We start from the raw sequence: 13013 nt of genomic DNA, 5'->3' as shown, positions 1-13013 counted from the left end.
ATAATAATATGCGAATATTAAATTATAACCAACGACCCACCATCACGAATCTAAGTGGTGACAGTCTAAGTTATAACGAAGGTGCCGGGGCGGTGGTGATCGAGCAAGGGGCCAATGCCCTGGTGGCCGATGCGGATAGTGCCAATTTTGATACGGGCACGCTGACCATCTCCATTCCCTCCGGCGGGGACAGCGCCGAAGATGTGCTCAGCATCCGGAACCAGGGGACGGGGGCCGGGCAGATCGGCGTGAGCGGGTCGAACGTCACCTACGGCGGCGTGACGATCGGGACCTTCACCGGTGGCAGTAACGGCAGCAACCTCGTCATCACCCTGAATAGCAGTGCCGATGCGACGACGGTTACGGCGCTCGTCAAGAACATCACCTATGAAAATACGGATGCGGCGTCACCCACTACCGGGGCTCGCACTGTTCGTTATGTGCTCACCGATGGAGACGGCGCTACCAGCGCCAATTACGACGCCACCGTGACGGTCACCGCCGTCAACGACGCGCCGGTGTTGGCCCTGGGTGCCACCAATCTGCTGACGAACGGCTCGTTTGAAAGCGGGGCGACCGGCTGGACCGGGAATACTGGCGTGGAAGTTAATAACCTACTAGGACAATACGGGGTTCCGGCTCCCCCTGACGGAACGTACTTCGTTGAGGTAGAAGGCTCTAATACGCCGGGTGCCCCGAGTTATATCGAACAAACCTTCACCACCGTCGTGGGGCAGACCTATGTGGTCAGCCTCTCTGCAATTACGCGGACGGATGTCAATGTGCAGGATCGTGGCGCGTTCAGTATCAACGGTGTTGAGATCGGCCAGTTCACCACCGGCACGTCCTGGAAAGACTATGCGGTCAGCTTCACGGCGACCTCCACCTCGTCCACCCTGCAGATCACATCCTTGGGCTCGCTCTCAGGGGGCGCACCGCTCACGAGCGATGGTGGAGGCTTAGTCATCGATCACGTACAGGTCGTAACCGTTCAAACGGCGGCGGCATACACCGAAGGGGGATCGCCGGTGGTGCTGGCCGGCACTGCCCGGGTCTTCGATGCGGAACTGAGCGCCCTCGATACGTTCAACGGGGCGACCTTGACGCTGGCGCGGAACGGCGGGGCGGCTGCCGAGGATGTGTTCTCCGGCAGCGGGACGCTCAGTCTCACGAGCGGCAACGTGATCGTGAGCGGGACCACGATCGGCACCTACACCAACAGCGGCGGCACACTCCAGTTGACGTTGAATGCCAGCGCGACGAATACGCTCGTCAACTCGGCGATGCAGCAGATTGCCTATAGCAATAGCAGCGATGCGCCTCCGGCCAGCGCGCAAATCAATTGGACCTTCAGCGACGGCAACAGCGGCAGCCAAGGGAGCGGCGGCGCGTTGACGGCGACCGGCAGCACCATTGTCACGATTACGGCCATCAATGATGCGCCGACGATCACGAGCAACGGCGGCGGTGCGACGGCCTCGGTTTCTGTCGCCGAGACGGAAGCAGCTGTCACCACCGTCACGTCGACGGATGTCGACGGCGGGACCGCGGTCTATAGCATCCTGTCCGCCGGGAGCGGCGGTGCGGCTGACGCGGCACAGTTCAGTATCGACAGCAGTACGGGCGCGCTCGCCTTTTCGCTGGCGCCGGATTTTGAAGCTCCGACCGATAGCAACGGGGATAACGTCTACGAGGTAACCGTTCAGGTGGCGGACGGGAACGGCGGATTTGCAACACAGCTTATCCGCGTCTCGGTCTTGGATGTGGCCAATACGCTGACGGTGAGTACCACCGCCGATACCAACGACAGCGGCATCACCGCCGGCACGCCTGCCCACACCGTGGAATGGCTGAATGCTCACCAGGGCGCCGATGGGCTCATCTCGCTTCGCGAAGCCATTATTGCGGCAAACAACACGCCGGGGCTCAATGTGATCGGCTTTGGCATTGCCGGAACCGGTACGCATACGATTCTGGTGACTGCTGCGCTTCCCACCATCACCGATGCGGTGGTGATCGATGCCACCACCGACGACAGTGTGGCCGCTAATGGCAACCGCCCGGCGATTGCGCTCGACGGCGGACATAGTGTCGCGGGCAGCGGCTTGGTGCTCTCGGCCAGCGCCGACGGCAGTACGATTCGAGGCCTGATCATCCGTGGTTTCAACAGTCACGGAATTCAAATTGAGGCGGGGTCCAGCGGGAATACCATCGCCGGTAACTACATCGGCAGCCTGGATTTCAACGGGGCCAACGCCGGCGCTGGCGCACAAAACCTCGGCGAGGGTATTGCGGTCTTTGGGGACAACAATATCATCGGCGGTGTGACGGCGGCCGATCGCAACATAATCTCCGGCAACGCCTACGCGGGCATCAGTGTATCCGGGGAGGCCGCCGACGGGAACCAAATCCTCGGCAACTACATTGGGCTCGACGCGGCCGGCACGGGCGCCATCGGCAACCGCTCGGGCATCTGGGTTTCCGGCGGCGCCGATGCCACCCTCATCGGCGGTACGACGGCCGCGCACCGCAATGTCATCGCAGTCACGGTGAACGAAGGTATTGGGATTGTCGATACCGGGACGAACGACACCATTGTGCAAGGCAACTACATCGGTACTGATGCCACGGGTACCGCCGCCATGGGTACCGGGCGGTCTGCGGTGACCGCCGCAGGCGGCACGGGGACTGTGATTGGCGGCGATACGGTTGGGGCGGGGAACGTCATTGCCAATAGTGCCGCCGACGGAGTGCGCGTGTATAACACGGGTACATCGGCGTCCATCCTCGGCAACGCGATCTACAACAACGCCCAAGAGGGTATCGACGTTCGAAACGACGGCGTCAGCCTCAACGATGGCGCGCTCCTTGCCGGAGAGCCCAATCTCATGATGGATTTCCCCGTCTTCACGGAGTCGAGCGTTTCCGGCTCCACACTGACGGTGGCGGGGTATATCGGAGTCAATCCGCTGGGCGATACGGATTTTGCCGGTGCCCGCGTCGAAATGTTTCTCAGCAGCAATGACGGCGCCTACGGCGAAGGCCAAGTCTTTTTGGGTTTCCTGACGGCCGATGCCAACGGCCGTTTCAGCGGAACCCTGACCCTCACGACGGCGGTGCAGGTGGGCGACCACCTTACGGCGACGGCCACCAGCACGACGAACCAGACGTCGGAGTTCTGCGCCAATGTGGCCGTCATCGCCGGCAACGGCGCGCCGGTGAACACGGTGTCGGGGGCGCAGAGCGTGGCCGAAGATACGACGTTGGCGCTCAGCGGCATCAGCGTGGCCGACGTGGCTGGGAATCTGAGCACGGTGCAGCTCGCGGTGGGGAATGGGCGGCTCGATGTGACGCTCAGCGGCGGCGCGACGATCAGTGCCGGGGGGAACGGCACGAATACCCTCACGCTCAGCGGCAGTCAGGCGGCCATCAATGCGACCCTAGCCAGCCTGAATTATCAAGGGACGCTGAACTTCACCGGCAGCGACACACTCACGATGACGAGTACGGACAGCAACGCCGCGACCGATATGGATACGGTGGCCATCACCGTAACGGCCGTGAACGACGCGCCGACGGATCTGGTGCTGTCGGCGAATACCGTGGCCGAGAATGCCGCGAACGGGACGGTCGTGGGGACCGTGACGGGGACAGATCCCGATACGGGTGATACTAAGACCTACAGCTTCACGGACAACGCCGGAGGCCGTTTTGCGATCAACAGCAGCACCGGCGAGATCACGGTGGCCGACGGCAGTCTACTCAACTATGAAGCGACGACGAGCCATGGCGTCACGGTGCGGGTCACCGATTCCGGAAACCTCACCTACGACGAGACGTTTACGATTAACCTCACCAACGTCAATGAAGCGCCACTGGGCGCCGACACCACGGTCACGATCACCGAAGATACGTCCCACACCCTCACCACGGCCAACTTCGGTTTCAGCGATGTGGATGCGGGCGATAGCCTGAGTGCGGTGCGGGTCGACACGCTCCCCGGAGCCGGTTCGCTTACACTCTCGGGCGTGGCTGTCACGGCGGGCCAGGTGGTCATCGTTGCCGACATTACGGCTGGGAATCTCGTCTTTGCGCCGGCGGCCGATGCCAACGGCACCGGCTACGCGAGTCTGACCTTCTCGGTGCGAGATGCGAATAACGCGTACGATTCGACCCCGAATACTCTCACGATCGATGTCACCGCCGTAAATGATGCGCCGACGATTGTGATTAATAACGGCAGCACCGTGGCCGAAGGAGGCACTGATACCATTACAGGCGCAGAGCTGGCGGCGAGCGATGTCGACAATTCAGACTCGCAGCTGGCGTTCTCTGTCGGCACCGGTCCGGCCCATGGCCGAATAGAGCTGACGACGGCTCCCGGCCTGTCGGCCACGTCCTTCACGCAGGCCGACATCGTGGCGAACCGGTTGGTCTATGTACATGATGGATCGGAAACGCTGAGCGATTCGTTTACGTTTGCCCTCAGCGACGGAGCGGGAGGATCGGTCGGTGCGACGACCGTGACGCTCACGATTGCACCGGTGAACGATGCGCCGACGATCACCAGCGGTGGAGGCGGGGCAACGGCGTCGATTAACGTGGCCGAAAATGTGACCGGGATTACGATGGTGGTCGGCGCCGATGTGGATCTCCCTGCACAGGCCTTGACCTATGGCATCAGCGGCGGCATCGACCAAGCGCTCTTTACGATCGACGCAACCACGGGTGCGCTGAGTTTCGTGGCGCCCCGCAATTTCGAGGTGGCCACTGACGCCAACGGGGACAATGTCTATGTCGTGCAGGTCCGTGTCACCGATACCCAGGGTGGCGCGGTCACGCAAACGATTCAGGTCACGGTTACCGATGTGGCGGAGGGACTGCCTCCCGCCCCTGTAGCTCCTGTGCTTCCCCCGTCGCTCATCCCAATGCCTCCGCCATCGGTGGTCACCCCTGCTCCACAAACTCAAGCTCTGCCGGCATCACAAGGTTCGCAGGAGTCGATGAGTGCTCTGAAGGCTCCCACCAGAGGGATTCCTACGGAGCAGAGGTTTATCGCCGAGCGCGCTGGGGTGAAGTCATCAATGACGGCGCCTCGCACGGATGACGGTTCGGGGGGAGACGAACGTCTCAAGGGTCGGCTGGTCTCTCGACCCGATGAGGGGGAGACGCAAAACCCATTCGTGATTATGCCGGTCGAGCTTGTCGCGTCCGATGACCCAGCCGGTCCGGAGCCGCCGTTGTCGATCAGTGAGGTTCTGATGACCAAACTGGATGAGGTGGCACGGTCGCTTCAGGAGGCAGCCGGCGTGGAGCAGGAGCAGCAGGCATTCGTGGCTCATGTCACGGCCGTTACCGGAATGACATTATCGGTGGGATTTGTGGCCTGGGCGATACGCAGCGGTTCCTTGCTCGCCAGTTGCTTGACCACCATTCCTGCGTGGCGGACATTCGACCCATTGCCTGTGGTGAGTCTGAGCCGGCGCGAGCGGGCTCGTTGGTGGGAACATACGGATGCCTCGATGCAGGCTGAGGATGTTGAGTTCGAAGGGCTCCAGGATTTATTCGACGCACCTCCGTCTCCCGCGTCCCCATCTGATCCATCCAAAGAATCTGGCTCATCCGGAACAGGAGGCGTATGAATCGGGTGTCGCCGCTCCTTTTTCTCAGCTTCTGCCTCGTCTCGTTGACCGTCGGCGCCCTGTTTGCCGGGGAGGCGCTTGTAGGGTTGGCGCCGGATGAAGCCAAACACGTCTTCGAGTCCCGTAAGGCGCTCTGTGAAAATCTGGCCGTACAGTATTCGGTGCTGGTTTCTTCCCGCCAGATTCCTGCGATTGAGACGGCGATGCATGCGCTGGTCGAACGGAATGCCGATATCTTGTCTACGGCACTGCTGGGGACCGATGGTCAACCGATTGCCGTCGCCGGTGATCACGCGCAGCATTGGGTTCAGCCGGAGGGGGATCGTTCAACGCTGCGCCACATTCAAGTCCCGATCTATAAGGCCGATGCTCATTGGGGCACTCTTCAGCTCTCTTTCCGCACCTCCTACTCATCCTGGATCGAGCAACTGTTCATGGCGCCGTGGCCGAGATTTGTGGCTGCTGTCGCCGCGATCGGTTTTGTCGGGTATCTCGTGCTGTTGAAGCGCACGTTGCGTCATTTGGACCCATCGCTGGTCATTCCTTCTCGTGTCAAATCGGCGCTCGATAGTCTGACCGATGGGGTGGTGATGTTGGATCATTCCGGGTTGATCGTGCTGACCAACGACACATTCTGCCGATCGACGGAGCAACGCCTGTCCTCGCTCCTGGGAAAGCCGTTATCACGCCTTGAATGGATTCAGGAGCAGGGGCCGCTGCCGTTGGTCGCTAAGGGGTATCCTTGGGAACGCGCACAGAAGACGAAGGTACCCGAGCAGGGCACTCGTCTCGGATTGTTGAACAACGACAGACAGTTACAGATGTTCTCCGTGACCAGCACGCCGATATTCGATGATCAGGGAGGAGTACGAGGGGTGGTGGCTTCGTTCCACGACGTGACGGAAGTCGATCGCGCGCACAAGCAGCTGCAGGAGGCGATCGGGGAGCTCGAACAATCCCGCACGAAAGTGGTCACACAGAATCAGATGCTGGAGCAGACAAATGAGACGCTGCAGACTGAAATTGAGCGTCGGAAACGTGTGCAGGACGAGCGGGAGGAGTTGAACAAGCGGTTGATCGAGACGTCGCGTTTGGTGGGAATGGCTGACGTGGCGTCCGCCGTCTTGCACAATGTGGGGAATGTGCTCAATAGCGTGAATGTCTCAGTCGATGTGGTCATGAAAACATTGAAGCAAGCCCCGATCGGCGACGTGGCCCTGGTTGCGTCCATGTTGCGGGCACACAGTCATGATTTGCCTCAGTTCCTTTCCCTGGACCCTCGCGGGCAACAGATTCCAGAGTATCTCTCCATGCTGGCGGAAGCCGTCAATCAGAATGCGTCGCTCGTCGAACAGGAACTGGGCGGCCTCAGCCGTAATATCGATCACATTCGACAGGTCGTCTCCCGCCAAGTGGATCTTGCTCGTCCAGGCGGGGTCGTTCGCGAGGCGGTGCATTTCCAGGATTTGATGGAGCAAGCATTGGAGATCAACCGGTCGGCGCTCCAGAGCTGCGGGTGCGAGATCCGTGAAGAGTATGCGAAAGGGATCGATGGGGTGACGGATCGGCATCAGGTCATTCAAGTGCTGGTGAATTTGATTAGCAATGCCAAGAATGCCATGGCCGTGTACGATGGACCGGTGCGCCGGCTCACACTCCGTCTGAGAGCGGACCCGGATCGTGCCGGATTTGTCCGCTTTGAGGTGACCGATACCGGGGTTGGGATTTCACAGGAACATGCGTCCCGCCTGTTTACCCAGGGATTTACGACCAGGCCGGACGGACATGGTCTGGGGTTACATAGTGCCGCATTGGTGGCCAAGCAGTTGGGTGGTTCCCTTCAAGGTCACAGTGATGGCGAAGGTTTGGGTGCGACGTTTACATTCGATATTCCTCTTCAATCGGTGGAGGTTTCGGCATGACCCTGCCCACGACTGCACGCAATCGGCGCATTATTGTGATCGACGACAATCGAACCATCCATGAGGATTTTCGAAAGATTCTCATTCCTGCCGCAGCCCCGTCTGGCTTACAGCAGGCCAGGGCGGCGCTCTTCGGGGATACGCCCATTTCGCCGACCGTCGAGCCGTTTGACCTCGACTTTGCCGACCAGGGACAACAGGGATTCGACCGGATTCGTAGTGCACGGGAGATCGAACAGCCCTACGCGCTCGCCGTGGTCGACATGCGCATGCCTCCTGGTTGGGACGGCCTGAAGACCATCGAGCATATCTGGGAGGCCGATCCCGAAATCCAAGTCGTCATTTGCACGGCCTATTCGGACCTATCCTGGAATCAGATCGCCTCGCGTCTGGGGGTGACGGATCGATTGTTGATCTTGCGAAAGCCCTTCGATTCGATTGAAGTCCAACAAATTGCCAGTTCGCTCACCTGCAAATGGGAATTGGGGCGCGCGGCCCGGTTTAAGGTCGACGAGCTTGCAGCATTGGTCGATGAGCGTAATCGCGAATTGCAGGCGGTGAATCAGCGACTCGAGCAGGATGTGCAGGCACGGACGACCGAGCTGCAGCGGCGTAATGAGGAATTGCAACAGCTGGTCGATGCGCTCCGGGAGGCGAAGGCGGCGGCCGACAACGCCAACCAGGCGAAGTCCCGATTCCTGGCTCAGATGAGCCATGAAATTCGCACGCCGATGAACGGCGTGCTGGGTATGACAGAACTCCTGCTGGCGACCAGTTTAACCGACAAGCAGCGCCGCTTTTCCCACACGATCCGCGAGTCGGGAACGGCGCTGTTGCACGTGATCAACGACATTCTCGATTTCTCCAAAATTGAGGCCAACAAGTTGGAGCTGGAACAGGTGGAATTTGATCTGGCCCCCATGGTCCGTGGACTCACCGATCTGTTTCACGAGCCGCTGCAGCGAAAAGGACTTCAATGGCACTGTGAGGTCGACAAGACGCTTCCGGCCCGGTGGTGCGGTGACGCAGGGCGCGTCCGTCAGATTTTGCTCAATCTGGTCGGCAACGCCGTGAAGTTTACGGAGCGAGGCGAAATTGTTGTGTCACTTCAGCGGCACCACGACGCCCTCGGACAGGTGATGATGAAGGTGTCCGTGCGTGATACCGGCATCGGCATTCCGCTTGAGGCCCAAAGGAAAATCTTCGACCCGTTTGCCCAGGCCGATGGGTCCATGACTCGCCGGTTCGGCGGAACTGGATTGGGGCTCGCGATCGTACAGCGCCTGGTTGAGATGATGGGGGGGCAACTCGGCGTGGAGAGCGCACCCGGCCACGGATCGACCTTCTGGTTCATGCTCCCCTTGAAGCAGCCGTCAGATGGGCTCGCGACAGGTGACAGCGATGGGGCTGATGGCTCGACGGAATCCGGCCGGATCGTGTCGTCTTCGAAGCCGTCGGATGTCCCTTGTACGGCGCGAATTCTTCTGGCTGAAGATGATCTGACGAATCGCGAGGTGTTGCTTGGTATGCTGGAGTTGTGCGGAACCTCCGCTACCGTCGTGGGGACAGGAACCGGCGTGTTGCAGGCCCTCAGTCAGTCGCCGTTCGACATCATTTTTATGGATTGTGAGATGCCTGAGATGGACGGCTTAACAGCCACCAAGGCGATTCGTGAGCGGCAAGTGACCGGGTCGGATGGCAGGCCTGTCCCTATCATCGCCTTGACCGCGCATGCGCTTGAAACGCATCGCATCGCCTGTCTGGCTGCCGGAATGAACGACTATGTCACGAAACCCGTGACGCTCGAACAGATTGCCAACGCCCTTCGACGGTGGCTCCCCTCGAGTACCTCACAAGCGGCGTAACCTTTCGCAAGGCACAGCGTCTGATGGTTGCGGCCAGGCACCGTGAGACGATGTGTCCCCTCCGTCCTTGCCGAGCTTCCTGCCTCGATGTCTTTCGAGCGTGTGTCTAGGATTCTTCTGAATCAGTGCAGCGAGAGTCTGAGGGGGCACGCGACCCCGCTGGGCGGAGCCGTCGGCAGGCCTGGTGAGGCTGTGCAGTTGCTCGTCGATTCCAGACGAAATTTGGTGGCGGTGACCCGGATTGAACGGGTGACCCGCGGCTTATGAGTCCGCTGCTCTACCAACTGAGCTACACCGCCACTAGAGGATACCGAACCGGTCGAAGTGAACCGGAATAATAGCCGAAGACGAGTTGCAGTGTCTACCGACTGATGCACGAAATTCTTCCTTGATCCGCCAGGCAGCTCCGCCTCCTGTTACGGACTCTTGCACCCTCAGCAGGTCCGGGATCATCCGGCCCCTGTCCATTGTCGCCTGCGAGGTATGACTTGGAAGGAGTGGCAAGAGGGGTGTGATGTCGCTAGACTATCACGCGTGCCCCACGAGTGACGGAATCAATGTAGCCATTCTTGTCGCGCGTCACGATTCCATCGGCGACCACGCCGCGCTGTACCGTATTGCGAGGTTGCGCGGGTACTGACGTGGCCCCGTCGCGAATTGGAAACGCCGGCAGTCCTTACACAAGGGAGATCGATATGATAACTGGAGTATCCTTGCAGACTGCCCTTCCCTGGCTCCTGAGTATGTCCGCAACCGTAGGCATCGCCCTGTTGCGGGTCGGGTTGGTGTTCGTGGTCGGATATATTGCGCTTCGATTTGCCCGATTGGGGTTGCAACAGCTGGAACGGGTGATGGTTCTCACAAGTGACGACGGCGATCAACAGTCCGGAACGGCTCAGAAACGCGCCGCGACGCTCACGGGGATCCTCAGGACCATCGCCCTGACGGCAATCTGGGCGATTGTCATCATCGAATCGCTGCAGGTCGTGGGGTTGGACATCGCACCGATTTTGGCCGGCGCCGGCATTATCGGCTTGGCCGTGGGATTCGGTGCCCAGAATCTGGTGCGCGATCTCATCAGTGGATTCTTCATTATCCTCGAAGATCAAATCAGGCTGGGAGACGTGGCTGTGATCAACGGGACCGGGGGGCTCGTTGAGACCATTACGTTCAGAACGATCGCGTTGCGTGATTTTTCAGGAGTAGTGCACATTTTCCCCAACGGCGGCATCAACACGCTGTCCAATATGAGCAAGGATTGGTCGGCCTTCGTGCTGGACATGGGAGTGGCCTATAAAGAGGACACGGATCGGGTGGTCACGGTGATGCAGGCAGTCGGTGAAGAATTGCGTCACGACCAGGAACTGGGGCCGCTGATGATTGAGCCGATTGAAGTCGTGGGTATTGAGAATTTTGCCGATAGTGCCGTGACGATTCGCGCGCGTATCAAAACCAAGCCGCTTGAACAGTGGAAGGTCGGACGTGAATACAGGCGTCGGATTAAGAAGGCGTTCGACGCGCAAGGCATCGAGATTCCATTTCCCCATCAGACGCTGTACATGGGGGAGGCGAGTCATCCGTTCAAGCTAGAGGTGGTCGCAGGCCTGGGGCTTCAGAAGGTCTAGCAGGATGCTGAAAAAGTCCGCCAGCGGCGTGCACGAGGGTGACGCTCATGTCATGTGCTGGTTGCGACGATAGTCCTCTAGCCGCCGTCGAATGATCCCTTCCGAGAGGGTGGGGTAGTACTCTTTGAGGGCTTGTTTCCCGGTGGTCGCGGCAGTGGTGTCGCGGTGATGCCTGAACTCTCTCAGCCGTTGTTCGATCCGCTGTGTCGCCGTCGCACGGAACGCCTCTGCCAATTCCCACACCGTGGTATGCCCGTCGAGCCTGGCCTGTCGTTCGGCATAGAGCACCGTGGCCAGCATGGCGAAAAGGTCTTCGCCGACGGCTTCAATCTTGTTCTGCAGCCGCTGTTCGTCCCGAAACGCGGCCTGGAATCGCGCCATGGCGTAGAGAATTTCCCGCGCCAGCCGCCGGCTGGTTCGTTCGACATAACGAACTGCAGGCCGAACTTGGGGATGGGCAAGTTCTCGGCCATCGGGCCGTGGCCCTGTTCGCCATTGTCGCAGGTACCAGGGCAGGTAGAAGCGTAGTAACTTCAGCGCTTCCCGGATTTGCTCGAGTATCGAGAGGTGTTCTGCATACAAGCTTTTGGCGCGATCCAGATGAGGACTCAACCCTTCGCGGACGACGAAGGGGCGCAAAATATCGGTGGCGCCTTCGCCGATGCGATACATCTCGGCGTCCCGCACGAGTTGCTCGATGCCGAAGGCCGCCTCTCCGCGCGCCTGTTTGGAGTCGGCGGTTTCGTACCCCATCCCTCCGAAGATCGTTTGCGCGTCCCGGACGAACCGGATCGTGTGTTCCGAACAGAAGATCTTGGCGACAGCAGCTTCAATGCGGATGTCGTATCGATGTTGATCGGCCAGGCGCCAGACCAGCAGTGCCACCGCCTCCATCGCGAAGAGATGACCTGCCATGTCCCCGATCCGGATCTGCTGTGTCTGTCGTTCCGCCAACGGTTTTTGAAATGTGATCCGGGTGGTGGCTCGATCCAAGGTCGGTTGCCAGGCCTGTTTGGCCATGCCCAGGCAGATGGCGGGAATGCTGATGCCTCGCCCCACGTTCAGAATCGTCAGGGCATACTTCAGTCCCTTGCCGATGTCGCCGATCACCTGGTCGACCGGAACCTGTACGTTCTGCAAGGCAATGTGGGCGTTTTCAATCCCGCGACAGCCTTCGAACTGGCAACGTTGGCGTACCTGCACTCCCGGTACCGTCATATCCAGAATAAAGGCCGTGTGGACATGATCGTCTGCCCGATGTCCCTGCGGAGCCGGGATCCAGTCGCGTTTTCCTTCACACTCCACCCGTAAAACTGGAACACGAGCGATGAGCGTGAGATACCGGGCAATCGGCCCATTCGTGCACCAGAGTTTTTCGCCGTTCACGAGGAAGTGGGTGCCGGAGGAATTCAGTACCGCTTCGGTTCGCACGTTGGCTGCATCCGAGCCGGTCATTGGTTCGGTGAGGGCAAACGCGGACAGGGCTTCTTTCGCGACGAGCGGGAGATATTTTTTCTTCTGATCTGCATTCCCGAACAGGAGGATCGGCATGGCAATCCCGATGGACTGCGGCACCGCGACCGTCAACGCCAGAATGTTGCTCCAACCGGCAATCAGGGTCAGGACGCGGCCGTAGTTCGTATAGGAGAAGCCGAGCCCGCCATATTCTTTGGGAATCTTCATGCCGAAGGCTCCGAGCTTGAACAATCCCTGGATAACTCGTTCAGGAATTTTCGCCTGGCGTTCGATTTCCTCCGGGTCCACCTCGTGAATCAGGAAATGTTCGACCTGTTTGCAGAAGGCTTCGCCGGCCGCTTTCTCATCCGGCGGTTCGGGAGGTGTCAGCAAGAGGTCGAAGTTGGGTCGGCCGTCGTAGAGACCGGCCAGGAAACTCTTTCCGGCGAATCGCTCGCGGGCTTCTTCGATCCGTTCAAATCCTTTGAAGAGGATGCTCATGTG

5 protein-coding genes and 1 tRNA gene are annotated in these 13013 nt (G+C 59.9%); 4 read left to right on the top strand and 2 right to left on the bottom strand.

The genetic code is table 11. The annotated features are described in order from the left end of the window. The first annotated feature begins 8 nt into the window (after positions 1 to 8). The 3 genes from V9G17_04250 to V9G17_04240 are packed head-to-tail and all read left to right on the top strand — an operon-like array spanning position 9 to position 9429. Positions 9 to 5642, top strand: a complete 5634-nt coding sequence (locus V9G17_04250; protein MEI2751790.1) for a cadherin-like domain-containing protein — start codon at positions 9 to 11, stop codon at positions 5640 to 5642. Continuing rightward, positions 5639 to 7564, top strand: a complete 1926-nt coding sequence (locus tag V9G17_04245; protein MEI2751789.1) for an ATP-binding protein — start codon at positions 5639 to 5641, stop codon at positions 7562 to 7564. The genes V9G17_04250 and V9G17_04245 overlap by 4 nt, the downstream gene beginning before the upstream one ends. Beyond that, the gene (locus tag V9G17_04240) at positions 7561 to 9429 is read left to right on the top strand and encodes a response regulator (protein ID MEI2751788.1); all 1869 of its coding nucleotides are present in this window, start codon (positions 7561 to 7563) and stop codon (positions 9427 to 9429) included. The genes V9G17_04245 and V9G17_04240 overlap by 4 nt, the downstream gene beginning before the upstream one ends. Before the next feature lie 223 nt (positions 9430 to 9652). On the opposite strand, the gene V9G17_04235 is transcribed toward V9G17_04240, so the two are convergent. Beyond that, positions 9653 to 9728: transfer RNA gene (locus tag V9G17_04235), tRNA-Met, on the bottom strand. Positions 9729 to 10124: 396 nt separating this feature from the next. Here V9G17_04235 and V9G17_04230 point away from each other — a divergent pair. Further along, positions 10125 to 11054 (top strand): mechanosensitive ion channel family protein, encoded by a 930-nt coding sequence (locus V9G17_04230; GenBank protein ID MEI2751787.1) that lies wholly within the window; start codon positions 10125 to 10127, stop codon positions 11052 to 11054. A gap of 45 nt (positions 11055 to 11099) precedes the next feature. Here V9G17_04230 and V9G17_04225 read toward each other — a convergent pair whose 3' ends face one another. Next, on the bottom strand, positions 11100 to 13010 hold the full coding sequence (locus tag V9G17_04225; GenBank protein ID MEI2751786.1) for an acyl-CoA dehydrogenase family protein: 1911 nt from the start codon (positions 13008 to 13010) through the stop codon (positions 11100 to 11102). Between the last annotated feature and the right edge of the window lie 3 nt (positions 13011 to 13013).

The sequence above is a fragment of the Nitrospira sp. genome (genome assembly GCA_037045225.1).
Lineage (GTDB): Bacteria > Nitrospirota > Nitrospiria > Nitrospirales > Nitrospiraceae > Nitrospira_A.
This window is presented reverse-complemented; position numbering and strand designations above follow the sequence as displayed.